Here is a 24,132-nt window from a genome sequence, read left to right as displayed (position 1 = left end):
TGGCCAATACAGGTTCATGATCCGAAACTACTTCCTGATAACCTTCCGCAGCATGATGAAGAACAAGGTGTTCATCATCATCAATGTGTTGGGTATGGGCGTTGCTATCGCCTGTTGTATCATTGGTTATTTTGCCTACGAGTATGATGCAACTTTTGACGCTTCACACCAAAATAGCAAAGAGCTTTACAGGGTTAGTTCCGTTAGGGAATTTGACAAGTCTTTGACGCGATTTGGTTACGCTCCATTGCCATTACGTGAAGTAATCGCGAAGAATTTCCCTGATGTTGAAAATTCAACCCGATATGTCTCTTCAGGATCAAACTTTAAGCTCAAGGAGGATCTTTTTGCTTCCAATCTCTCCTATGTTGATCAGGCATTCTTTAAGATGTTCACTTTTAAGTTTATCGTTGGTAATCCAAATGATTTGAATGACAAGAGCAGCGTATTTCTGAGCGAGACCATGGCAGTTCGCTTGTTCAATTCACCAAAGGAAGCCTTGGGAAAAACAATTACACAGGTTTACGGAAAAGAGTTAAAGGAAGTAAGGATTGCAGGTGTATTTGAGGAACAACCAATGAATTCAAGCTTTCGAAAGAGAGATGGATCATCGTTTATGCAGTTTGATAATTATAAGGAAGAATATGCTGGGATAAGGGAAGAAGATTGGAGGAGGGATGTTTCTTTATTTGTTCAGATCAATGATGCAACGCGTGTCGGAGTAGTTCACAAGCAACTCCAGCAGTATATCGTTAATAACAATAAAGTGCGTGAGGATTTTCAGGTAAAAGAGTTTACACTGGACCCATTGACCACCATGGCACATCGTGACCGGGATGAAAGTGTTAAATCAGTTACAGCCGATGCACCTCCTTTGTCTGCCATTATCGGATCCATTATAATGAGTGTGCTGGTATTATTAATATCATGCTTTAACCTGACCAATACTGCCATTGCCATTTCTTCAAGAAGAATAAAGGAAATAGGCATTCGCAAAGTGATGGGTTCACAACGCATCCAGTTGATCGTTCAGTTTTTAAGCGAGACCACAACCATCTGTTTCCTGGCATTAATACTGGGATTGGGCATGGCCGATTTGCTGGCAGAGGGATGGAATCTGATGACCGCGAATAACATTCAGATCACTCCTCATTATCTCGATGCTCCGCGGTTCATAATATTTTTGATACTTGTCTTGCTGTTTACAGGAATTGTGGCCGGAAGCTATCCTGCTTTTTATATCAGCAAGTTTAAACCGGTAAGCATTCTCAAAGGCAAGCTGCAGTTGGGAGGAACCAATTATTTTACACGATCACTTCTTGGATTGCAATTCACAATTTCACTGATAGCAATTGTAAGTGCTTTTGGATTCCTGCATAACGCCCACTACCAGCAACAGTATGATCTTGGTTTCGATGTGCGTGGCTCTGTTGTCACCTATGTCAATGGTGAAACTGAATTTAATGCCTATAGAAATGCATTGCAGCAAAATCCTGTGATTACCTCAATAGCCGGGGCAAGAAGTGGCATCTTCTCTAATCGTTCGCACGAGCCAGTAAAGTACCAATCCTCACAATCGGAAGTTGACATTATTCAGGTGGGAGATAATTATTTAAACACCATGGATCTCAAACTTGTTGAGGGTCGTGATTTTACCAAGAACTCTGAGACGGATCGCAATGAATCGATCATTGTAACTCAGAATATGGTGGAACTCTTTGGTTGGGATAAGCCTCTTGGAAAGGAAATTATCTGGAAGGATTCAGTAAAGTTATATGTAGTAGGAGTGGTTAAGGATGTTTATACAAGAGGGCTCTGGTATGAAATGGAACCGATGATGATCCGCTATGTGTTACCAGATCAGTACACACAGTTGGTTGTCAGCGCCGATGAGGATAAGCTATCCTCTATGAATATTTTCATGAATGATCAATGGAATAAAATATTCCCAAATAGGTTATACAATGGATACTTATTGTCTTCTGTAACACAGCAGGCAAACACACTGAACATGAGCATCGTTTATGGATATACTTTTCTAGGAGTTATTGCGATGTTATTATCTGCAACAGGACTCTATACTTTAGTGTCTCTCAATATGATTCGCCGGATGAAGGAAATTGGAATTCGTAAAATTGTCGGAGCTTCAGTCTCAAGTATCATGACAACTATAAACAAAGAGTTTGTTATCATCCTTGCTGTTGCATCATTACTGGGAGCATGGGCAGGCTATGCATGGTGCAATGCTATTATGAGTACTATCTGGAAATATTATCAGAGTGTGAACACCATGACATTCGTTGTGTCGGTCATCCTCATGTTTGCAGTATCATTTGCTACAATAGGCTATAAAGTATTCAGTATTGCTACTATGAATCCGGTGGATAGCCTTCGGGATGAATAGTCAATTTAATGAAGCTTAGAACCACAAAGGCTTCATATGTGACTATATTTTTATCCGCATTAGTTTGATATTATTTGATGCTTCGTCTGTCCAGGCAAAAATCAGATGATCTCCTGATTTTGTCATTTGAGGGAATCCACTGGACCGTGCAGAAGATGAGGATGCAATGATAATCGTTGCTTCTTTGGTTCCATCAGCATGAACTTTTGCCGCCTTAATCTTTTCGTCCTCCATCCAGCAGATCATTATTAACTCTTTACTGAGCATTTCAATATCAACGCGCCCGATGGCTTGCTTCTCATTTATTAAAATTGCCTTTCCGAAGGTTGCGCCACCGTCGGCAGAAAAGGATATTTTCACTTGAGTGGAATCCTGAGCGCCGGTGTACCACGCTACCACTACATCATCTCCTGAAGCAACCACGCGAGGTCCATTTACAGGACATCCATTGATCTTCCAGTTGTCCTGTGAGACAGGTTTTGGAACAGTCCATTTGCCATCAATAAGTCTGACGATAGAGATGTCACGAATTTCCTGATGGGATCGGTCGCGGTAGACGACGATGGGCCCGGCATTTGTCATCGCACTACTCGTCTGACAACAGTCGCACGTTTTGTTATCAAGCTCCCATTCACTTACTTTTTTGTTATTCTTATCAATGATTGCAGCGCGAATACTCATTGATCCATGGTGGCCTTCGTGACCTTCCATGTTTTCCATTCCCTCCATGACCGTGTTCCTGCCATCAAGCCAGGTAACGAAGAAGTTCTCTTTGTAAGGAATGATGGATACAAATCCGTGTTCGGCCTCTTTCCTGTCGTCATTAATTGGAGTGGAGACAGTCCAATGTTCCCCTTTATCAACGGAAGTAGAGACGACAGCATCATAAGCATAAGCGCTTTGGCCGTTCCGCACCAGAAAATTCGCAGCGAAATTTTGATCATTGACTGCTATTGTTGGATAGTCTGCCCAATTAACAAACCAGTTGGTGCCCGAGCCTATTATCTGAGGACTGCTCCACTGATCTCCTGAGAGAGAGGAAAACTTCAAATACGCAGTATCATTCTTTTGATGCGTCCAGGAAAGAAATACTTCTCCGTTTTTGCCTGTCACCAGCGATGGTTCAGCGCTTCCCACCTCAGTCGGTGAGTTGAGTATTTCCATTGAATGAACAGAGACTTCTTTATTTTGAATAGGAGAGCATTGAAAAATGATGATGCTTAAAAACGGGAGCAGGCTTTTTCTCATAGGAATGCCAAAAGTAATTCCTGAATTTTTCAGAACAATAGCATATTAAATAGCAATCAGGGTTCCTTGGCAGATATCTGATCAATTCACTTCTCTCAGTTCCTTGTAATTCCTTACATAGGAACACTCCTGAATAACCTCTGCATAGAATTTTGTCTTACCGTATTCGCTGTAAAGTTTTCCATAATAGGTATGGCTTCCAAGTGCAGTTCCGGGAAGTGCTCTTTTTAAATAGCGTTCGTTCTCTTCACATTTGGCAAGCATGAATGTGCACTTCGCTTTAAACTCGATGTCTTTTGAGGCTTTCATTGCTTTCCTATAATATTCTGACGCTTTAGTACAGTCATAAAAATATCCTGGTAATTTTTCTGGTGTATCGTTATAGGTGTATGTCTGATTATCCATGATAGCAATAGCAATTCCTGCTGTGTCCAATTTGCCATCTTTCCAGAAGCCTTCAAAAAAATCTTCTGTCGAACCAAATGCTCCGATGGGTCGGGTGTAGGCCAGATGCTGCCATGTTGGTCCATATAGTGTGCAGTTATACCAGGCATTGCCTAATAGAAAATAGTAATCGGTGGCTTTGCCAGGTTCATTGGTAGCCCGTTTCTCATAATCAAGCATTTTCATTGCAAGATCCTTTGATGTGACATACTCATGATCTTCTTCGCAGGTGACGCAATCATTGATGTGTGTTCCAAAAGGATCGCCACTGGCTCCATGTGCGAGACCACTCTGATCAAAGAATGAAATTGCTTCTTTAAGATTTCCCATTCTGAAAAGAAGTTTGCCTTGCAATTCCAGAAGATCAGGCTTCTTGTAAGGCAATTTGGCTAACAGAAACTTTTCAAAATTGCTGAGATCAGGGCGATCAATGAATCGGATCAATCCCATTACCGAAGCGGTATCTGGATGAAGAAATATACTCTTCGGTACTGAACTGTATGGATCAAAGAAATGAGGGGCTACCAATTCAGCCTTCACAACATCTCCTTGTTTCATATAAGCAGAATAGAGCAGTTGGTAGGTGTACTGAGAAATCCGTGATGATGTTTCATAAAGTTCACTTCCTTCCTGAACTGCTGCCATAGCAGCCAGATATCGATGAAGGGATTCTTCAAAAGGTTCGTTGATACTTTTGACTTCAGCAGCTTTTAATAAAACCTCCAGCAAGGTGACGTACTGTTTGAGAAAGGTAACATTCGTGCCGGGTGTTGCCTTTACCAGAGAGTAATGCTCACGGGCTTTGTCAAATGATTTGTTCAGAAAAGCGAGGTATCCTGCTGAGAGATGCCATATGTAGGGACGATACATCTGATCATTGGCAATTGCTTTTTCTGTAAAGGTCAAAAGCCATTTGATATTATTTGACGAATCACTGGTCTCAGACCAATGGTCGCCCATTTCTTCTTTATAAATTTCTCTGTATAACAAGACTTCAAGTTCGGGTGAACGTGGATCAAGCTCATAGATTGATTGGAGATTTTGAATACTGTTGGAGCCATTCTCAAGGTTATTCAGAGCATAGAGAGATATTTTGTCAGCTGGATCTTTGCATAAAGTCAATGCTGAGTCTATGTCATCATAATACAAACTGTGGAAAGTACTGATCCGCTTGCTTGAGCAATGCCTGTACACTTGTGCGTAATGAAATTGAGACTCAGGAAAACGACCTTCCGCTTTCAATGCTGCTGCATAGTGAGCCATTGCCCAGTAGTAAATGATACTTTGGGGTGTTAGAGGTGAGACATATTTATTATAATACCCTGAACAGCGACCGAACTCATTCATGTAATGAGCCAGGCGACAAAGCTGATAACCAATCCTCACTTTCATGAAATCAGTGGTTGCGTGCTCGGCAATGGCTTCACCTTCCTGAAAAAGAGTGTTGAATACGTCACCCTTCTCAAAGCATCCAGCCCAGTCGTCAAATTCGTTTACATAAGGCTGACACTTGCGAACAAAGATCAGATAGGAGAGAACGTTCTGCCAGTCTACCGTTGACAATGCTTTGGTTATCTCATCAGGATAATTCTTATCTGATAAATTTTTATGAAGTGCTGCTAATTCCTGGGAACTGGCATCGTAAACAAGTCTTCTGGCAGTCTCTTCAGAAACTCCGGGAAGGAAACTCTGCCATTCTATTACATTCTTCTGATGATCGTCCTTTGCATTTTCATCGAAGTTGAAAAGAACGTCACTGAAGAGTTCAAACTTTTTGGGTTGCTTGGGCGCAAAGAAATTTCTTCCAAAGACGATGGTGTACGGTTCGGTTTCTTCGTCACCACCCCAGCACGCGTCAGAAATCTGAGGTGGCAGGAGTGCCAGTGCGAGGCTGCTAAAAACGAGTAAAGATCTTTTCAATCGACTGAGTTTCATATTTGGAAAGATTTTTATAATCGAAGTCAAACAGTGTTACGGTGATGGAGTCCTTGGCAAGGTAAGGTTTGATAAGTCCAGCGGCAGATAATGCTTCTTCGGTACCAGACCTTTCGACCTTTACATGATCGCCATTGATAAGCGTCATGTCGTGATAGCGGATAGTTTTATCGACCTTATAAAGATTCTCTTTCACCATCGTCAGTGCTCCGTTGTTAGTGAGATCGTCTCCAAAGTCATTTATAATTCCAAGAATTTTTCCTTCCCGGTAAACGATGGCCCAGGAAAATACGGGTAATGCAATGTCCAGGGGTAAAGGATACTGATCAAAATTGACAAGATAGCGCGACGCATCTTTCACATTAAAAATTGAACTTTCACCGTTCATATCGTCAATGTCTCCCATATTATAGAACATGAGTGTTCCTCTTTTTACAGGAGGAACTCCGGTAGCATGAAAGTATTTTACCTGATGCAGACGGATGGTGGCGGTGACCATAATCGGTTCAGTGAATTCGCCCTGGATTTTATTCAAAAGGGAAAAATAATTGTCCTTTGTTTCCTCTGACCAATCACAATCGAATTGGATCTCTTTAATCGGAGTGATAGATGTAAAGCAATTCTGAATTCCTTTGATCTTCCTTACGATCTTCACAGCAAGATCCTTCAGGGCATAGTCACTTGTTCCTTTCAATGTTGCATTCGTAAGGAACACTACCGGAACGATCTCTATTCCTGCTGGGATAGTATCCAAAACATGCAGTGTTGATCTGGGATAAGCATCCTCCTCATAGATGTCGACGTCAAAAAACTTGACATAAAGCTTCTTTACTCCGAGTTCATTGAGCAGGCGGTTACCATCTGTACCAAGGGAAAATCCACTTTTCCAATAATAAAAAGAGCGTGTTATGGTTTCGTTCTTTTTTCCACAAGAGGAGATAAAAAGAGCCAGAATAAAGAGAGGTGTGAAGATTTTTCGACGCATTTGAAGAGGCAAGGCATGAAGTTAATAATTTATTTTCGGTGAATCTGCCTTTCCTTCAAGATTGTGGAGTGAGCCAAAAGTCCAATGATGAACGTGTAGAATAGCCCTGAATAGATCAAGGCTATTCTATTTTTTTATTGTATTGTAACAGTGAAACCTACATCCAGATCTGTTTCTCCGGGAGCATAGGATCCGTCTTTTCCATTAGGTTGGTGGCGAAGGACAATCCGTAACCATCCTGTACTGGCCGTGCCTGTTACAAATTTTGAATCAAGCCCCAAAGGTAGTTGTGGCACATTGGTGTCATGATCCGTTATTGTTATCGAAAGATTGAGATTATTCCCAGCTGGTATTGGTGTTGGAATAGGCTCAGGATAAATATCATCCGGGTCATTTGGATCATTAGGAATTATCAACGACTGACTTGTTCTTAAGGGTTGATAAAAAACAAGATGATAATTCTCTCTTTCCTTTACTTCGTCAGATACGATAAATGCAGGGCTTTGCGTCTTGTCAAGTAATGTCAATGTTGCATTGTAAGTTGAATTAGGCTTGAGAATAATATTCGCCTGACTTATGTCGACAGGTTGCGGGTTTCCATTGTTATCAAATAACTGTTCCCATTGTGCGGTCGGCTTATCACTTGCGTCGTTAACATTTACAAGTTCCACGATAACAGTTGTGAGTGCCTCATTGTCAATTACAGGAACGACATTCTGCTCATCATGATTACATGAAAATGTTATTATGATCAGGATAATGATGAAATATTTATTTTTAAAATTGCTCATATTAGTTTCTTTTTTTTTCGTTAAATAGTTTTTCCAAAAGGGATACGAACTTTGATTGTATAGTTTGATCCCGGCTCATTTGTAAAATACCGGAATCTATCCATGTAATCCCGATAGGCGAGATTAAGTAGATTGTTTACCGAAAAGCTTACGCTCATCAATTGTCTGCCAACAGGAATTGAAAACCCTGCATTTGCATTTATCAGCATGTAATCCGGTGGTGGCAACAGATAATCACTATTGGCCGGCACTCTTTCCTGCCGCATGACATAGACATTAGTAACGCTTGCATACAGTTGCCTGAAGCTTCCATGATTCCCAAAACCATATCGCAAGGTGTTTTCAAAACGGTTGGCCGGAATCAATTGCAAATAATCGTTGATCGTACGGTTCCATGCGTATAGTAATGAAGCTTTTGACGTAATGCTCAATGAGTCCGTCAGATGATATGTTGCAGAGAGATCAATACCACTGAACCTTGCGTCTACCTGAGTATAGTTGAAAGTAGGATAGGATCCCCTCACGGTATGAATGAATTGCAGATTTGGCTTTAAATAAATATAACCATCAATGATGTTGTTATAAACTCCGAGCTCTGCATGCCACCGGGCACTTTCGTAATGTAGGGAGGTAGATAAATTATACGCCCTTTCAGAACGAAGGTTGGCATTTCCAATCTCATAAGAGATCGCACTTTGATGCACGCCCCTTGACATCAATTCATTGATCGTAGGCGCCCGCCATGCCGTTCCGACATTTGCAGTCCAGGAAAGATTGGGTCGGATATAGTATTGAGACCCGATTGTTCCTGTAACATTGTGAAATTCCCATGTCGGTGTAACTACTTGTGCGGTGTTATTGTCTATGGTGTAAGCTCGCAGCCATCGGTAATCATATCGGGCTCCTGCCTCCAGTGTCAATCGATCGGAGGTCCACTTGCCAATGTAGAATAGCCCACCACCGTAGTTACGGAAGTTGGGAATCAGCATTTCATACTGACGTACATTTCCCTGTGTCAGTCCATTAAATCCTACTGTTCCTGAATATCTGTTAAAAGCTTTGTGCTTGTAAATAAGATCCAGGGTATGGGAAACTAATTTCAGATAGAGTTCAGGATTCAACCTTCCGGTCAACGGAACGTAATCATATTCTGATCGCACATCCTCCTGCCGCGCAAATACTGCATCAATCCTGCTTTCATTTTTGAATATTCTGAAGATGCTTCCCTTAAACAAATCGTGCTGAACTTGCTGATAGGGTCGATCAATCTGATAACTGAAATAGGATGGAGTAAGGGGCTGTGGTCGTTCGATGGCAGCCTTCAAATCAGAAATCGACTCAGCATGTGTCCCTGAAAAGATACCCAGCCGGGTATTGAATTGGCTATAGTAAATCTCTCCTCCATAATTGCTTTTTCTATAAGCAAGTGCAGATGAAAAATTCGCCTCTTCAAAACCTGAGTTCTCAATGTAGTATCCGGGAGTTTTTGAATTTCCTGCCCTGCGATAGGTTCCCTGGAGTCTCCAGCTAAGTCCACTCAGTTTTTTATCAAATGCGCCCTGAACAATTCCCGATACAACACCCATTCCATTATTCGTTGACCCAACAACATTGACTTCGCCACTGATGCCCGGGCTGTCAGGAAGTTCTGATGGTTCTACCAGAATCACTCCGCCGATTGCATCAGAACCATAGCGTATGCTTGCGGCACCTTTGATAACAGATAGCTTTGTTGCTACAAATGGATCTATTTCAGGAGCATGCTCAGATCCCCATTGCTGACCCTCTTGTCGCACGCCATTATTAAAAATGAGAATGCGATTACTGTGCATTCCGTGGATTACAGGTTTGAAAATGGTCGGACCTGATTGCAACGCGTACACACCTGTTACACTTTTGAGTGCTTCACCCAATGATTCTCCTCTTACTTTTACGAGATCTTCGCCTTTTATTTCTGACTTTGGCTGTGAGATCAAGGGTTTGTTATCATCCTTTTCACCTTTCACTACAATCGCATTCATCGTTTTTGTTTCTGCTGACAGTATAAAATTGTGATCTGTGTTGATACTCAGATCAACACGGTATGTAACGGTTTCATATCCAATGAAAGAACATTCGACAGTGTAGGTGCCTGTACAAAGGGACTCAATTGTGAATTTTCCCAGATCGGATGCAACGGATCCTCTGGAAATCTCCTTAATAAGAATATTGGCAAATGGTAGGGGCTGCTTGCTTTCGCCATCCAGAACCTGGCCGCTGAATTTTAAATTGCAGTTCGATTGTGCATTCAGACCGAATGAAACAATCATGAACAATGAAAGTATTCTTATAAAAGAGTTCATCACAAAGCTTACAAAATGTAAAGGATGCAGGTTTGCCGAAAGGCAAGTGCATATTGATCTGGATCAGGTCCGAAAAAATCGGTGTTAGATGACGGGAGGTGCCCGGTCTCTGCTATGTGAGAGTGTTAGTGTAATCTCTTCGCAAGAAGTATTTGCGAGAAGGGTTTGCTGAAAGTTTGAAAAATGGAATTCTTCAGCAGGTGGTAACGATAAATTAAAAAGAGTTTCTAAGGAGCAAACCTTACAATGATTGTTGTGCTTGTGAAGTTCAGCTGAAGCACTTTGCTTAATCTGATTTTCATGAGCGTCGTGACGATCGTGAATAAAATTTAAGCCAACCTGATTGAATAATAGAAGTCCCGCCAGGACAACATGGAAAATTATATAGTAAAGCGGGTTTTTCATGGCTTATGTACAAAGATAAGGAGGGTCATGATTTATGCAACTATGTTGCACGATGTTCTATAACCGGAATCATAATGAAATAAGCGGTTTTTAACAGCAATTATTTCATGCTAATATTTCCTTCAATAGAATCGTCAAGAGTTTTTCCAATGATTGCTCCGGCCATTCTTTTAACAAGCCCCACAATCATGTTGTGCTTTGTATCCCAATAATAGCCATCAATAGGTTTTACTTTGATCACAGTGATGCGTGGATCATCGATGCCTTCTGTAAACCATGTCTTCAGGATCGGTTGCCATAATTCCTTGATCTTTGATTTATCTGTACTGATAGAAGCTTTTCCATAAAGAGAGAGGAAATCGGAATAAGAGGATCCCTGAAAGAGAAGCTGTACTGTATGGTCTTCTTTTATTTCAGCGTTCTTATGACTGTCTTTTGCACTCAGGAACCATAAATTGGCATGCTCATCAATTTTCTGAACCGACATTGGCCGGGTGGAAAATGATTTTTTCGTAGTGATTTTACTACAAAAAAGGCATGAGCCTGCTTTGTTAACTAATTCCTGAATTTTTTCTGTGGCCTCTTTTCCATGAAGGTCTTTGAAGTTATCTTCTTCCTGTTCTTTATTGATGCTATCCATAATCTTTAGATTTTAAATCTTTAATTCAGGATAGCCAATCATATGCCATGTAAATTCGGAATTCGTTAATGACCCCTTAAAGTTATTTGTGTTTAATGATACTCTTAACAATGTCATAGAGTGGATGGATCTCCTAAACAAAAATCTGCTTTAGATATATACTTTCATTAATAATTATATTTTATTATAGATTCTGCGGGGAATTTTCTCCACGGAATCATTCATTTTAAACTTAAAACAAGGTTATACGAATTATGATTTGACTCTGGCTACAGCGGTATAATTTTTTGATCCTTTTGAAAAATCATAAACCAGACAAACCATGAAAACCTTATTAGTAAAATTTGCAATACTTGGCTTTATACTAAGTCTCGCTGCCTGCGGTCCAAAGAAGGACGACAGCAAAGAAGCAGCAGAAGATCAGAATGAGAAGAAATTCGACGATACAAAAATTGAAGGAGACACAGAATTTGCGGTAAGCGCTGCTGATGCGGGAATGTTCGAAGTGAAAGCAGGTGAACTTGCTCAAACCAATGGATATTCAAGTGAAGTAAAATCATTCGCTAAAATGATGATTGAAGAGCATTCAAAGGCTAATGCTGAGCTGACGGACGCAGCTGCTTCAAAGAATATTACGTTGCCAGCTTACTTGAGCAATAATGCTCAGGGTAATTATGATGCCCTTGCTAAGAAGACGGGTAAAGATTTTGATGACGCTTATACCGATTTGATGGTAAAGGGTCATAAAGATGTTTTAGATCTTTTTAAGAAGGAAGCCGCTGATGGAAAGGATGCAGACCTGAAAGCCTGGGCTACAGGAAAAGTTGCCATCATTGAGCATCATCTTGAAATGGCCAAGCAGACAGAAGAAATCGTAGATAAGATGAAATAGTATTTTGGCATACTGTTGCCAAAAGAAAAAGGGCGGCGTCGTAAGATGCCACCCTTATTTTTTATTGAATATTTGAATCCTAAAGACCCGTCAGGAAGAATGCTTTATCGGGTTTTCCATTTACGAAAAACTGAATATTCTGATACCCGTCACGTTTTTCGATAGCAAATACAAAAGCAGGCTTCGTTGTTGATTGTAGCTTTTCTCCATGTTCAATGTTGATATAAACATTGATATCGGCGGCCACCTCTACCTTGTCAATTGTAATGGTTGTGGCTAGTTGTGTTGGTTGACAAACAACCCCAATATTGAAGTTGATAACGAAATCAGGCTTGTCTAGTTCGCTGGCATTCGTCTGATCGAGTGTAAACTTGCTGTCAACGTCTTCCTGATTCATCAATAAAAAGAAATTGACAGAATCAGCTAAGGCAACTGTATTTTTTGCGCTATAGCCGGGCAACGTTCCAAAAGCCAGTGTGGAGATAGCTGGCTCCGTTGCTCTTGCAAGGCTATCCATCCGAATACTATCGGCAATGCGTTTTGCTTCTTGCTTTTTTCCATTGCAGCCAATCATTGCTCCGGCAATGCAACATAGAACAATTAATTTTTTCATGTTTTTTAAATCTATTCTCTTAAAGATACTGATATTATTGCTTGTGAAAGTTTATGTTTAACTCTTAGCTCATTCTTAATTTCTTTGTCTTCCTTCCTGTCTCCAGCTTTGCTATTGTTTCCCGAACCGCAATCTTTGGTAAGGTCTCCTTATTAAACAATAAATATTCTCTGATTTCCTCCGAATGTTTGGTCACTGCACTTCTCAACAGCCACGAAATGGCTTTTGTGATCAGAATTTCTTTTTCAGCTTTAAGCTTGTCAATATTTTTGAGTGCTATCCGCAGAAGCTCGGCATTCTTTTCTATTCTGATAGGAGAGCATAGAAATACAAGCGATGCTCTGCGTTTCTGAATGTTCTTGCTCTTAGAAAATTGTGTAAGAAGTTTCTTCCAGTGCTTCCAGTCCCGTGGGATTTCCGTTTTCGTATAAGCGCCAGTGCAAACTGAATCAACTTCTGCCCAACCTTCCAGGTGATCTAAAAATTGATCAAACACTTCCGGATTGAATCTTCTTTGCTCCAGCGTTGAGTCATCCAGCAATGCGCCTACCATCACTTTCTCTGTCGATGATTTGCCCTTAACAAGACTCAGAAGAAGCTTTTGAAAATTTTCAGTTGACAGATCGCGATGAGCCTTCATCCAGTCCTTTGATATTTTTCTTAATGTCGGCGCATTGATAGGATAACGTGGATGAGAGTTGCCCAGATAGCTATCCAGAAAGGTGTGTTGTGTCGGCTTACCTGAATTTTTCCTGATCAGTTTTAATATCTCATCATGGAGGAGGTGTTGTTTCATAAGGACTATTTGTAATAAAGTTATGAATCCATTCCCAGGAATGCTCAAAACCCATTTCAAAGTGCGTAAGGAATTTTCAGGGGTATTAAAAGAGGTCATTTGGACAAAAAACATTTCGCTTTTCGTTTTCAAATATTTATTTTGTGCCTCCTACTTTAAACCCCACATCATGTTTACTGAAAAGCAAGTTCATATCCTTATTGGCTGCGCTGACGCCCGTGACCTGAGTCAGGTACAGCTCGATGCTGTCGAAACCATTACCAACGAATTCGAAGGAAGAGGAATCGATATAGAGTATCATGTTGTTCGTGCTGCTGGTTCTTTTGTTACCCCAGACGTAGTAATGGATATCAAGAGAACGGTTGAGCAGGCTCAGCGAACTATATCCGGTGAGATGCCCATAAATTATTTTGTGCACATTCAAACCCATGCTCACCTTACGGAAGATTCTAATGATGACTACGTTAGTCACGTCCATGATCTTCACGTGGTTCAGGGATCGCCTCTTAACTGTGGTATGTTAGGGGCCTCTGCAGTGGGTATTGAAATCGAAAAAATGATTGTGGAGGAGAAACCGGAAATCGAACTGGAGGGTGTAAATGTTGTCATCGACAATGACACAAAGATCAAGCTGCTGCTAAAGGAGCACTATGCCTATGACGGATATCTTGCCGGTGACTGGATATTCAGTATCGATCTTTTAAGGACACATCCACGCCATCAGCGGACATTGCTGGAAAAAGCAATCGACAATGATTCTGAATTAAAAGTACTGGACATAAAAATTACCTGTGGTATCATGGATTACTCTATCCACTCTCTTATCAGGGTTGATGACGGTGATCCGGCAGTTCCGTTCTGGGATTCAGTCCAGTTATATATCCGCAATCACTCACTCAACGAGCGTACCAAAAGAGAGTTGCTGATCAATCAATCTCAAAAGCAAAAGCCGATGGCGGGATTATTGTGCATGACCGATCCAAGACAATCTTCAAGAAATCTTGCTGCTGAATTTTATTTAAAGAAGAAGGGAATTGATAATAAGGGAGATTATATGCCTAATACTGTTTTCAATATGACCGGCAGTTCATTTGATATTCCATACACTCCATTCGGTCCATATGTGATTGCAGGATTTTTCTATGCGGTGAAGCATCTGGGACTTACCGATCAGATGGTTATGGGATATGATGCTCAGCAAACGTCCCGCATTCTCTTAAAGATCAAGAATGATCCCATTATGAACATGATTGTTAAGAAATTTAATGTCAATCTTATTCCTGTCAACCACGTTGATGTCGACTAAATTCATTCGGGCTTTTATTGTTATCGGACTTTGTTCGTTTGCTGCTTTTTCACAAGGAAAGGAGAAAAGGTTTATCAATCCTGAAGGAGTTAATAAGCCCAATGGCTTCAGTCATGTCGTGGTTTCAGGAGGCACTGTTTATATCTCGGGACAGGTATCAGTGAATACAAAAGGTGAAGTCATTGGAAAAGGGGATTTAAGGACACAATTAATCCAGGTTTTTGAAAATCTGAAAACTTGTCTTGCTTCAGCAGGCTTAACATTTGAAGATGTTATCAAGACAAATTATTATGTTGTGAACTGCAAGCCTGAAGATGTAGTGATCCTGCGTGAGGTCCGGAAGAATTATATTAATGTTGATAGTAATCCTCCCGCCAGTACTCTGGTGGGAGTTTATTCTCTTGTAAATCCTGATTTTCTTGTTGAAATAGAAATGATTGCGAGATTAAAATAATCATTCTCCTTCGTTGCCCGTTTTCAATTTTTGAATCTTCAATTTCCTGTTTCCCAGGTATTTAATTGCATTAGAAAGCTTAATAGTATTTGAAGTGATGCCAATGGTGCAATTCATCAATTGCTTTTCATAATAGATATTGTAATAATCCTGGCCTTTATAAAATCTCACAAAGAAGGCCACTTCATCAAACCATGGTGGATAGTATTTATAACTAACGTCGAGAATAAATCTTTTATCGATGTCAACAGGGTCATATCCCCGGTATTGTCCAAAGATCCAACCACCCTTCAACTCGATGCTTGAATTCTGAAGCCAGCGATTCAGCCAGTCTTTCTTCTCTTTGCGAAATGGTCCTGCAAATCCCAGTGACCCAAACAGTCTGTAGAACCCATAATTCTTATTGAGATTGGTGTCAGCCCAGCTCGAAGGGTATATTTCAGTATAGACTTTAACTTCCTTTAAAGAAAAATAATCTGTACTAAGTGGATTAAGTGTGAAAGTCGAAGTTCCAAGTTGGATAAAGTTGACAGAAAAATTACCAGAGATCAGGTCAATAGTTTTAGTAGTGTCGTTGGAGTAAAAGCTTCCACTTTGGCCGTTTGAGTGATGCGATATTGAAGCAAACCAGATCGCGTCCTCGTATAAGATTTTGGATAAAAATGAATTCTTCCAGAATTTAATGCTATGGTAGTAAGTGAGATAGAACCGATAACTGGGTACCTGGATCGGAACAGACTTCTCATCAAGCATTCTGATCTGCACTTGAGGATTCATCACCATCGCCCAATTCTTCTGTCGGCTTGATACGAAATAAGAAGGAGAAAGCTTTCCTTCAAAGATTAAAGGGCGCTGATTACCGAGCCCACTGCCAAAACTCACATAGCTTTGATCTCTGTTGAAATTGACCATAGTGAGAAATTTTCCGTGCGTCAGGGAATCGGAATTTTGTGCCCGGGCACCTCCTGCAATAAGCAATAGAATAAAAACAACTTTCTGTCCTGACATAAATGCTGTAAGATACACTTGACCCAACCATTAAAGAAAAGTTAATCTTGAGATTCATCGTGATAGATGTTAATTGTATATATTCGGTGATCATCAAAATCCGTGTCTATTATAATCATGATCCGGATATGTATGTGCCAGATGCGGAGGTGTGGATAGACAATTCCAGTAATACTGCAAATGCTAATGGTTTGGGTTATTACCAGATTATTGTTGACCCTGGTACCTATAAGCTAAGATGCCAGACCTACAAAAATCCATGTCCCAGTTAGTAGAGGAAGTGCAGGTAAACCCTGCAAAAAAATCAAAAGCTTCTTGTAAATTTTTACCTCGGAACGACTGTAGAATAGGTTTCAGGAGAAATTCTAATTTCCGCTGACGGAATTTAGCCTTGATTAGTGCGTACTAATTTTTATTTTACAGGAATGTGCCCTGAAGAATAAAATATGAACAGGATCAGCAGCATCGATTTCGTCCGGGGGTTTGTCATGATCATCATGGCACTCGATCATACCCGCGATCTTATTCATGTTGATTCCTTGACCCAGAATCCAACCGATCTATCCAGTACCTCCATCATTATGTTTTTAACGCGGTGGATTACCCACCTATGCGCTCCAACTTTTGTTTTTCTTTCAGGTGCTTCTGTATTTCTGTATCTGCAAAAAAGTGGATTGGAAGAGACCCGCTCATTTTTACTTAAAAGAGGAGTGTGGCTTATCATTGTAGAGCTCACGATCGTAACATTCGGATTATGGTTTGATATTCGTTTCCATATTTTTTCATTTCTGGTAATTGGGGCAATTGGCTTCGGACTTCTGGCTCTGGCAATGTTATTAAAAGCTTCTCCCAGGATGGTAGGCGCGATTGGATTGATCATTGTCTTTGGTCACAATCTTTTATCGCTGGCTCCGGATTTTCCATTGAGAAATATTATTTCTCCCTTGTTCGGACCTGCGGCTTTCCCGATCACACAACAAACACTCCTTATAATAGGTTATCCGCCAATCCCCTGGCTGGGAATTATGCTGATAGGTTTTTCGTGTGGAAACTTTTTTGATTCACCTTTCCTGATCAGGAGAGGATTGTTCTTAAAAGTTGGGCTCTCTTTCCTTATGGTTTTTATAATTCTTAGAATCATAAATGTTTATGGAGATAATCCATGGACTTCTCAGAAGGATTTCTGGTTTACGTTTCTTTCGTTTATCAATGTTACCAAGTATCCGCCTTCACTGTTATTTGTCTTGCTGATGCTTGGCATCATGTTCATGCTTTTTGCCTTTACCGATGATGTCAATAATGGATTGACGCGAGCTGTCACAGTTTTTGGAAAGGTTCCACTGTTTTATTTCATCGTGCATTTCTATTTGATTCACATCATTTTATTAGGAGTGCTTTTCATTCAGGGATTTGCCTGGACAGACTTTGATTTCAGTGCATCTACTTTCGGGCGACCAAAAGATGTCGCCAGTGGTGTGGGTCTGGGAATGATTTACTTAATATGGATGTGTGTTGTTATTTTCTTATACCCTGTATGCAAATGGTATGGAGAGTATAAGGCGAAGAATAAAGATGTTACGTGGGTCAAATATCTATAGGTAATTAAGGCTTTGTTGGCTTTCCACTGGCGTCAAAGTAATAGGTGGATGTCTGGCCATTTTCATTCTTGATCTTTACAAAATATTTGTCAGAGGATGCATTTCTGTAAAGAGTAGAATTTTCCCATCCACTATATACTGCCTTGGATAACTCCTGACGCAATGCTGCAGGTACTTCCGAAGATTTTACTTTTGTCCACCCTGCAAGTGTCTCATTTTGCTTTATGCGAGTTGTGTCTTGAGCTTTTAGAGTGGAGGCGCTGATCAAAAGACCGAAGATTGCAACGATTAAGATCTTTTTCATAATGGGATTGTTTTAATTTATTGACAGAAAAATTGTGCCATTGAAAGCATTTGGTCTGTTTTTAATCAGAATGGATTAAATGAGAACTAAAACCGGGAGTGCAGTTTTGATCTTAGAACCAAGGCAATTAGCAATTCTATCCACAAAATTTATTCACAATTAAACAATGTAGAAAAATTTCCGCGCCGATTTGATTGGGATATGGGTCCGTTGACTCTAATCCGTGTTCCTCAAAGATTAACTAAACATGAATATTTTCTATTCCCAACTTCATAGCTTTCTATAAAAATTAGAGGGGATTGTGAAATTTGCTTGTTTTGGAATGTAATTTGAGTGTTTTGAAAGTGGATCTGAATTGAAATTGCCAGAAATCAGCTCTTTCTGAACCTAGTTTCAACATAGTCGGAACATAGTTAGAACCTAGTAAGAACATAGTCGGAACCTAGTTGGAACATAGTTAGAACATAGTCGGAACATAGTACTGCTTAGGTAACCCTCCCAAATGTATCCCTGAACTGAGTATCGTAACCCGTGGGTTTATGACATCAGGCATCTATCTCAGAACTGGATCAAAGCCCTCACAGAGATTTGTTTTCTCTAAGGATATCCTCCAGCTTATAAAAGACTTTTAAGCCTCTCTCTTTTGCAATTCTGACATCCTCATCAGCACCCTTTGATTCACCTTCAAGGCGGAGAACGGCATCACACTTTGTAAGTAATCTTTCAGCAACTGGATAGGCAACTTCATTATAAACATCATCACCGATTCTCTTCATTCCTCCAACGCGCATGAGTGGTAACGCAACCCATTCACCGATCATTGGAATATGCCCCGCGCGAAATAGAGGCAGGGCAACTTCTTCCAGTTGCCTTAAATTTTTCTCCATTAATTCCGGTTGATCATTTGTTCCACTTCGATATGGCCCTGCAATAAGGATAAGCATGATGTGCGAGTTTGTTTACATGACAAAAGTAATTGAGACGCTGGTGGCAAGAGTTAATGTAGATTAATAAAACTTACGGCTTGTAAAATGCAATTTTATTTCCTCTTGCGCGCCCGTATCACACTCAGGAACTGAGGTGTTACTCCCAGGTACGAAGCGATCTGTTTTAGGGGAGCGCGCTGTACCACCTGAGGATATTTGGCAATAAAGTTAATGTATCTCTCTTCAGCCGGAATCGTTAGGTTTTGAATCACCCGCATTTGTTCGCGGATGTAGGAATTTTGCATAAGCACTCTGAAAAACCTTTCAAACTTGGGAACACCCTTGTATAATTTTTCCAGATCAGACTTTCGTAATTGAAGAATGGTGCTATCCTCCATGGCTTGTATGTTCAGCATTGAAGGCTTTTCATTAACAAAGGCATGCATGTCGGTGACCCACCAGTCATTGAGAGCAAACATCACTATCCTCTCATTAGCATTTTGATCAAGAGCATATGCACGAAATGCACCGCTATGGACATAGTGAAGATAATTGCAATCCTTTCCTTCCTCGAGGATCATTTCCTTTTTGAGAACTTCTCTTCCTGAGAGGAGAGAGGTGAAAAATTCAAGCTCTTTTTTATCAAGCTCTATGTGCTTACGGATATTTTTTAGGATCAGGGAGTGATCAGTCATGTCACAATTTAGTAAACTAATGTATGAGATATAAAAAAAGCCGGAGGTAAGTCCGGCTTCTCAGTTTCTGTTCCTGCACGATCAGCTTTTGGAAGAAAATACTCCCCGAAGCTTCGTATTAATAAGACCTAGTCCGACCCAGGTAAGTATTCCGAAGATCAATGGAAAATAGTAGGGCTCAGATACTCTGACCATGATGGAGATTGCACCACCCAGGTACCCTGTCAATAGTATTGCTCCAATAATCGCTGTTCTGGGAATTGCATAAAGTATAGTGCTGATTAATAAAACGATTCCAATGGGTTGAATGGCTTGCTCCGGCCAGCCAAGATTTAATGATCCTTTAACAGCTTCAGGATGCATTATGATTTTCATGATAGAATCAAGCAGGAGAAAAAGAATAAGTAATCCACAGATGATGCGGCCTGTCCAGAGTGCCTTTCCAGAGATAGGTTGAGATGAGTTTTCCATAGGTTAGTATTGGTTATTGTTTGTTTTCTGATTAACAATACAAATCTACCTGTAACACAGGATATCCTGATACAATAAAGCGACAATGTATGGTGCTGATTCCGACAAAGTATTTACACAATACCCGCCCTTGACGCAATCACCCCCTCACATTGTCGCGATCCAACCAACTGCACAAACCCAACCTCTAACTACCCAAACTAACTAAATCATCCAGGTCCAATGGTTCCACCTTCATAACCACATTGAAACAAGTATCAGAAGAATGATTGTAGGCGCGCCTGTTCCCCACAAAGGAAAGCGACGTTTGATTTTGACAATGGTTTTCATTTTGGTTCGATTTGGTTCTGGAATCTTTTGCAAGTATATAAGCCCTTAACGCGACCTTTTTGCAAAAAATTGCCAGCACGAACCTCTTGTCGATGCTTTACGAAAATGTGTAGATAGAAGTGTTGCTCTTAACGCTCCAACTTGAAATTCGGATCTGCAGCAGGACGCTTATCTGTGTTTGAAACCTTCCAGGCAGTACGATAGATCCAGTCTGTCATCTTCTTCAACTTTGAATAATTGATATTCTGAGCATTATCCTGAGGAGTATGGTATTCTTTATGAAGGAGTGTAGAGTACATAAGTGAAGGAATTCCCAATCTGGCATAGGGAAGGTGATCACTTCTGAAATACCAGACTTCAGGATGTGTAGGCTTGTCCCACAACGTGTCGAGCTTGAATTTCGGCCCCTCCTGATTTGCATCCAGTGCCATCTTTGCAAGCTCTGATGAATTTTTGTGTGGTGACTGAACGCCCATTACGGCAGCACTGTCAGGATGGTTCCGACCGATCATATCTCCATTCAATACTGCAACGATCGATTCTTTTGGAACTGTAGGATGAGCTGAATACCATCTTGATCCCAATAAGCCGCGTTCTTCAGCGCCATGAATGACAATCAATGCAGAACGTTTTCCAGGGACTTTTTTCAAAGCACGCATGACCGCAAGCATGGCAACATTCACACTTGCATTGTCGTCCGCTCCGTAATAAATAGAATCATTGCCAATGATATTCCGTATACCATGAGCGTCAGGGTGTCCGCTCAGCAAAACGTATTCTTTAGAAAGAACGGGATCTTTACCCATAGTCTTTCCAACAATATTCACAGAAGGATATGTGAAGCTATCCAGCATAATATTTGTTTTTAATGTCAGCCCTTCCTGTTTGATCCAGGTAAGCGCGCTGGAATGCAACCAGAATACAGGAGGCTTGGACTTAATGATGGCATTGGGTCCTCCTTCAAGATCATATGTACCATTGTTGAAATTATGCATCGCGTATTCCCAACTGTGTTCACCGAATTCATCAGCTATAAAAATCACCGCTGCAGCACCACGGGTAAATAAGTCGTTACCATACTTTACCATCATTTCGCGACTGTATCGCCATTCCGGTAGTGATCTGAACACAATGCCATCTCTTGAGGCTTCGATCACCACCGCCTTGCCTTTTACATCAATAGATGCATTAGGTTGCCCTGCTTTTCCAAGAAAGACCACTGGCGCGGTAACATTCGCCGGAGCTGTCTGGGCCACAAGTACATCTTTCCAAAGCTTTAATGAATGATCACCAATGCTAACGGTTGAAGAGGATGAGATTTTATTTCGCCAAAGGGAAAAAAACTGAAGATAGGTGCCGTCGTCGCCTGCAGGCTCCAGCCCCGCTTCTTGCATTTTTTTTGCAAACCAGACTGCTGATTTAATTTCATCGATTGTGCCACCCGCACGTCCCTTGAAATGTGGATCAGCCATTTCGTAAAGATCTTTTTTGAGATCGGTTTCAAGAATTGCGCTCAATGCTGGTGGATCAATTGAGGTTTTTGCTTTTTGAGCAAGCATGCTAACAGAGCTTGACAAAATAAGCAACAGAGCAGGCGCGAAGTATTTTATCATAATTTTCAGGTCTCTACGAATGTAGAAAATTATGATTGCAATGCTTTACGACTTATGACCAGTGGTCATTGAAATTTTTGCTTTTCCTTAGGGAATCCCCTGAATGCGTTTTTCTAGTTTCTTACTCTCCCAAGTGGGAATTTCTCAGAACGTGCTTCTCCTTTAATCATTCCTGATATCTCCGCCATCAGCGAATCGGCCGAAATTTTTGAGTAAGATATTTTCTGTGGAAAATCGTGCTCTGGATTTTCGAAAACGAGCTGATCATTCGCTGAAGAGGTTAGCTTGAATTTTATTCCTTTTCCATCATTCTGACCTTTTACTAAAGGGATATAAAATACGTCAGAGCCGATTTGAGCAAGGCTTATTGTTTCTGAAGAAACTGTATCGCTACCCACCACGGCGTAACTCGCACCTGAGAATGTTGAATCATTCCGGGTCTTCCATGTTTCAGTGATCACTGCGCCCCCGGCATTGTTACCCCATTTTCCCAGCAGCCAGTTTGCTTTTTCAAGATTTGCATACGATTTAACCTGTGATTCGTTTGCTTTCCTGGAACAGGCATTGAAGCAAAGGATAATAATAGCCAGGGACAGTAGTGTTTTCATTTGATTGTTTTTGCGTGATGAAGCAAAGATGGGAAAGTCACCTGAAAGAAAATTGTAAAATTGCGACAACACTATTCTGCACTGGAAAATAGTGATGACATTTTAAGATTATTTGCATAGAAATTACCTGGATTCATTCCGGTGAACTCTTTAAAATCTTTGATAAAATGTGACTGATCGTAGAAATTACTTTCCAGTGCTACCTCACCAAGATTAACCGAGTCTTTATTCGCCAGCATTTTAAGACTTGATTGCAACCTTACAATCTTGGAAAGCTGCTTTGGACTCAATCCAATGACCGAGTGAAATTTCCTCTCCAGCTGGCGACGGTTAATATTCAATTGATCCGATAGTTCACCCACAGAAAGATTTCCATTGAGATCTATGATCGTTTCAATGCTGGACTTGACGAGCCGATCAATCGCATCAGGTGTCACCAGTTTCTTTAAAAAGAAATTTTCCAGGATTTGTATTCTCTCCTCATTTGACAATAGACTCATCATTTCTTGCTCAAGAATAACTCCTTCTTCACCATACAACTCAGACAAGGCTACAGGCCGGTTTTCCATTTTTATTAAGGGCATAGTTGCGAACGGAGTAAACCCATCAGGAAAAAATCGAACCGCAAAAATGGAAGTTGCTCCAGTAGGTTCGATGTCGAGAGGACTTGTGATCTGCCCAAAAACGAAGCATCGTGGTTGTATAAAATTTTCAGAACCGTTGTACTGCCTGAAGAGATTTCCGTAGTGAAAGATCATTTCCATGCATCCATCAGGAACGATTCGTTGCTTCTCAGGTTCAACTTCCTGAGGAGCCTCCAATGTCCAGAAACATTTGATGAATGCTGTTAATTCGTCAGAGGGGTCGAAAGTTTTATAGTCCACAAGTGAAGTTAGTGAAAGGGTGATATAATTTTAAAATTAAAAAATAGGGTTACCACGTGATTTCACAAAGATTGTAGTGGTCTCAATCCTGGCAGCGCTGCCGATCAGTTTTTTTATTACCGGTTCGTGGCTAAATGAATTTGCATTCCGCACAGATCTTTCATGGTGGAATTTTATTGGTGCCGGAGCAGGGGCATTGGTATGGATCACAGTAGGTGTTCAGACATTGAAGGCTGCAAGAGTAAACCCAACAAAGTCCCTGAAAATAGAATGAGTAGGAGACAAATATCATTGAATGACAAATCACTGAAACAATTGATCGGTTACCTCATAGACTTTCCAATCATTAACATCTATTTCTCTTTTATGAAATCCGTTTCATAAAAGAGAATATGCCCTTCAGTAATTATTTAGATCGGAGAAAAATTACTGATCTCAAT

General features: G+C 40.7%; 22 protein-coding genes. 6 read left to right on the top strand and 16 right to left on the bottom strand.

Annotated features, from left to right (window positions below; genetic code table 11):
• Positions 1 to 16 precede the first annotated feature (16 nt).
• Complete coding sequence (locus HOP08_05635) at positions 17 to 2,404, top strand: FtsX-like permease family protein (protein ID NOT74391.1); 2,388 nt, start codon at positions 17 to 19, stop codon at positions 2,402 to 2,404.
• A gap of 42 nt (positions 2,405 to 2,446) precedes the next feature.
• Here HOP08_05635 and HOP08_05630 read toward each other — a convergent pair whose 3' ends face one another.
• The 6 genes from HOP08_05630 to HOP08_05605 form a co-directional block, all read right to left on the bottom strand.
• Positions 2,447 to 3,652 carry an exo-alpha-sialidase gene (locus HOP08_05630; GenBank protein NOT74390.1) on the bottom strand — a complete coding sequence of 402 codons (1,206 nt, stop codon included), beginning with the start codon at positions 3,650 to 3,652 and terminating at the stop codon, positions 2,447 to 2,449.
• An 81-nt stretch (positions 3,653 to 3,733) separates the two neighbouring features.
• Positions 3,734 to 6,031 (bottom strand): hypothetical protein, encoded by a 2,298-nt coding sequence (locus tag HOP08_05625; GenBank protein NOT74389.1) that lies wholly within the window; start codon positions 6,029 to 6,031, stop codon positions 3,734 to 3,736.
• Positions 5,991 to 7,016, bottom strand: coding sequence for a hypothetical protein (locus tag HOP08_05620; GenBank protein NOT74388.1), 1,026 nt, complete (start codon positions 7,014 to 7,016; stop codon positions 5,991 to 5,993). Before HOP08_05620 ends, HOP08_05625 begins: the two co-directional genes overlap by 41 nt.
• A gap of 134 nt (positions 7,017 to 7,150) precedes the next feature.
• Positions 7,151 to 7,807 carry a hypothetical protein gene (locus tag HOP08_05615; protein ID NOT74387.1) on the bottom strand — a complete coding sequence of 219 codons (657 nt, stop codon included), beginning with the start codon at positions 7,805 to 7,807 and terminating at the stop codon, positions 7,151 to 7,153.
• Between the two features lie 20 nt (positions 7,808 to 7,827).
• Positions 7,828 to 10,149, bottom strand: coding sequence for a TonB-dependent receptor (locus tag HOP08_05610; GenBank protein ID NOT74386.1), 2,322 nt, complete (start codon positions 10,147 to 10,149; stop codon positions 7,828 to 7,830).
• A 505-nt stretch (positions 10,150 to 10,654) separates the two neighbouring features.
• A complete protein-coding gene (locus HOP08_05605) occupies positions 10,655 to 11,194 on the bottom strand; it encodes a pyridoxamine 5'-phosphate oxidase family protein (GenBank protein ID NOT74385.1) in 540 nt (179 codons plus the stop codon).
• Between the two features lie 322 nt (positions 11,195 to 11,516).
• Between HOP08_05605 and HOP08_05600 the strand changes: the two genes are divergently transcribed.
• Complete coding sequence (locus HOP08_05600) at positions 11,517 to 12,086, top strand: DUF4142 domain-containing protein (protein ID NOT74384.1); 570 nt, start codon at positions 11,517 to 11,519, stop codon at positions 12,084 to 12,086.
• 79 nt (positions 12,087 to 12,165) lie between these two features.
• Here HOP08_05600 and HOP08_05595 read toward each other — a convergent pair whose 3' ends face one another.
• Together HOP08_05595 and HOP08_05590 are read right to left on the bottom strand one after the other, a co-directional pair.
• Positions 12,166 to 12,699, bottom strand: coding sequence for a hypothetical protein (locus tag HOP08_05595; protein ID NOT74383.1), 534 nt, complete (start codon positions 12,697 to 12,699; stop codon positions 12,166 to 12,168).
• A gap of 64 nt (positions 12,700 to 12,763) precedes the next feature.
• Complete coding sequence (locus tag HOP08_05590; protein ID NOT74382.1) at positions 12,764 to 13,495, bottom strand: DNA alkylation repair protein; 732 nt, start codon at positions 13,493 to 13,495, stop codon at positions 12,764 to 12,766.
• A 169-nt stretch (positions 13,496 to 13,664) separates the two neighbouring features.
• Between HOP08_05590 and HOP08_05585 the strand changes: the two genes are divergently transcribed.
• Positions 13,665 to 14,801, top strand: coding sequence for a hypothetical protein (locus HOP08_05585; protein ID NOT74381.1), 1,137 nt, complete (start codon positions 13,665 to 13,667; stop codon positions 14,799 to 14,801).
• Positions 14,791 to 15,255 carry a RidA family protein gene (locus HOP08_05580; protein NOT74380.1) on the top strand — a complete coding sequence of 155 codons (465 nt, stop codon included), beginning with the start codon at positions 14,791 to 14,793 and terminating at the stop codon, positions 15,253 to 15,255. Before HOP08_05585 ends, HOP08_05580 begins: the two co-directional genes overlap by 11 nt.
• Here HOP08_05580 and HOP08_05575 read toward each other — a convergent pair whose 3' ends face one another.
• The gene (locus HOP08_05575) at positions 15,256 to 16,290 is read right to left on the bottom strand and encodes a hypothetical protein (protein ID NOT74379.1); all 1,035 of its coding nucleotides are present in this window, start codon (positions 16,288 to 16,290) and stop codon (positions 15,256 to 15,258) included.
• 419 nt (positions 16,291 to 16,709) lie between these two features.
• On the opposite strand from HOP08_05575, the gene HOP08_05570 reads away from it, so the two are divergent.
• Complete coding sequence (locus tag HOP08_05570) at positions 16,710 to 17,861, top strand: DUF1624 domain-containing protein (protein NOT74378.1); 1,152 nt, start codon at positions 16,710 to 16,712, stop codon at positions 17,859 to 17,861.
• Positions 17,862 to 17,865: 4 nt separating this feature from the next.
• Here HOP08_05570 and HOP08_05565 read toward each other — a convergent pair whose 3' ends face one another.
• The 7 genes from HOP08_05565 to HOP08_05535 all read right to left on the bottom strand — a co-directional run bounded on the left by HOP08_05565 (position 17,866) and on the right by HOP08_05535 (position 23,692).
• Complete coding sequence (locus HOP08_05565; GenBank protein ID NOT74377.1) at positions 17,866 to 18,165, bottom strand: hypothetical protein; 300 nt, start codon at positions 18,163 to 18,165, stop codon at positions 17,866 to 17,868.
• Positions 18,166 to 18,743: 578 nt separating this feature from the next.
• On the bottom strand, positions 18,744 to 19,109 hold the full coding sequence (locus HOP08_05560) for a DUF4406 domain-containing protein (GenBank protein NOT74376.1): 366 nt from the start codon (positions 19,107 to 19,109) through the stop codon (positions 18,744 to 18,746).
• A gap of 95 nt (positions 19,110 to 19,204) precedes the next feature.
• Positions 19,205 to 19,786, bottom strand: coding sequence for a Crp/Fnr family transcriptional regulator (locus tag HOP08_05555; protein NOT74375.1), 582 nt, complete (start codon positions 19,784 to 19,786; stop codon positions 19,205 to 19,207).
• Between the two features lie 81 nt (positions 19,787 to 19,867).
• Entirely contained in the window at positions 19,868 to 20,257 is a 390-nt protein-coding gene (locus HOP08_05550) for a DoxX family protein (GenBank protein ID NOT74374.1), read from the bottom strand.
• A 458-nt stretch (positions 20,258 to 20,715) separates the two neighbouring features.
• Entirely contained in the window at positions 20,716 to 22,200 is a 1,485-nt protein-coding gene (locus HOP08_05545) for a M28 family peptidase (GenBank protein ID NOT74373.1), read from the bottom strand.
• Between the two features lie 113 nt (positions 22,201 to 22,313).
• Positions 22,314 to 22,808, bottom strand: coding sequence for a hypothetical protein (locus tag HOP08_05540; protein NOT74372.1), 495 nt, complete (start codon positions 22,806 to 22,808; stop codon positions 22,314 to 22,316).
• Positions 22,809 to 22,879: 71 nt separating this feature from the next.
• The gene (locus HOP08_05535; protein ID NOT74371.1) at positions 22,880 to 23,692 is read right to left on the bottom strand and encodes an AraC family transcriptional regulator; all 813 of its coding nucleotides are present in this window, start codon (positions 23,690 to 23,692) and stop codon (positions 22,880 to 22,882) included.
• A 76-nt stretch (positions 23,693 to 23,768) separates the two neighbouring features.
• Here HOP08_05535 and HOP08_05530 point away from each other — a divergent pair, with 76 nt between their 5' ends.
• Positions 23,769 to 23,966, top strand: coding sequence for a hypothetical protein (locus tag HOP08_05530; protein NOT74370.1), 198 nt, complete (start codon positions 23,769 to 23,771; stop codon positions 23,964 to 23,966).
• The last annotated feature ends 166 nt before the right edge of the window (positions 23,967 to 24,132 follow it).

The organism is Cyclobacteriaceae bacterium, from assembly GCA_013141055.1.
In the GTDB taxonomy this organism is placed as follows: Bacteria; Bacteroidota; Bacteroidia; order Cytophagales; family Cyclobacteriaceae; genus ELB16-189.
Note: the sequence above shows the minus strand (reverse complement) of the source record. Positions and strands in the feature narration are given on the sequence as shown.

Coding starts and splice junctions, on each gene's coding strand:
- HOP08_05610 (NOT74386.1), bottom strand. CDS start 10,149: ATGAACTCTTTTATAAGAATACTTTCATTGTTCATGATTGTTTCATTC.
- HOP08_05540 (NOT74372.1), bottom strand. CDS start 22,808: ATGAAAACACTACTGTCCCTGGCTATTATTATCCTTTGCTTCAATGCC.
- HOP08_05555 (NOT74375.1), bottom strand. CDS start 19,786: ATGACTGATCACTCCCTGATCCTAAAAAATATCCGTAAGCACATAGAG.
- HOP08_05615 (NOT74387.1), bottom strand. CDS start 7,807: ATGAGCAATTTTAAAAATAAATATTTCATCATTATCCTGATCATAATA.
- HOP08_05620 (NOT74388.1), bottom strand. CDS start 7,016: ATGCGTCGAAAAATCTTCACACCTCTCTTTATTCTGGCTCTTTTTATC.
- HOP08_05595 (NOT74383.1), bottom strand. CDS start 12,699: ATGAAAAAATTAATTGTTCTATGTTGCATTGCCGGAGCAATGATTGGC.
- HOP08_05630 (NOT74390.1), bottom strand. CDS start 3,652: ATGAGAAAAAGCCTGCTCCCGTTTTTAAGCATCATCATTTTTCAATGC.
- HOP08_05635 (NOT74391.1), top strand. CDS start 17: ATGATCCGAAACTACTTCCTGATAACCTTCCGCAGCATGATGAAGAAC.
- HOP08_05565 (NOT74377.1), bottom strand. CDS start 18,165: ATGAAAAAGATCTTAATCGTTGCAATCTTCGGTCTTTTGATCAGCGCC.
- HOP08_05545 (NOT74373.1), bottom strand. CDS start 22,200: ATGATAAAATACTTCGCGCCTGCTCTGTTGCTTATTTTGTCAAGCTCT.
- HOP08_05605 (NOT74385.1), bottom strand. CDS start 11,194: ATGGATAGCATCAATAAAGAACAGGAAGAAGATAACTTCAAAGACCTT.
- HOP08_05590 (NOT74382.1), bottom strand. CDS start 13,495: ATGAAACAACACCTCCTCCATGATGAGATATTAAAACTGATCAGGAAA.
- HOP08_05585 (NOT74381.1), top strand. CDS start 13,665: ATGTTTACTGAAAAGCAAGTTCATATCCTTATTGGCTGCGCTGACGCC.
- HOP08_05600 (NOT74384.1), top strand. CDS start 11,517: ATGAAAACCTTATTAGTAAAATTTGCAATACTTGGCTTTATACTAAGT.
- HOP08_05550 (NOT74374.1), bottom strand. CDS start 20,257: ATGGAAAACTCATCTCAACCTATCTCTGGAAAGGCACTCTGGACAGGC.
- HOP08_05560 (NOT74376.1), bottom strand. CDS start 19,109: ATGCTTATCCTTATTGCAGGGCCATATCGAAGTGGAACAAATGATCAA.
- HOP08_05570 (NOT74378.1), top strand. CDS start 16,710: ATGAACAGGATCAGCAGCATCGATTTCGTCCGGGGGTTTGTCATGATC.
- HOP08_05625 (NOT74389.1), bottom strand. CDS start 6,031: ATGAAACTCAGTCGATTGAAAAGATCTTTACTCGTTTTTAGCAGCCTC.
- HOP08_05580 (NOT74380.1), top strand. CDS start 14,791: ATGTCGACTAAATTCATTCGGGCTTTTATTGTTATCGGACTTTGTTCG.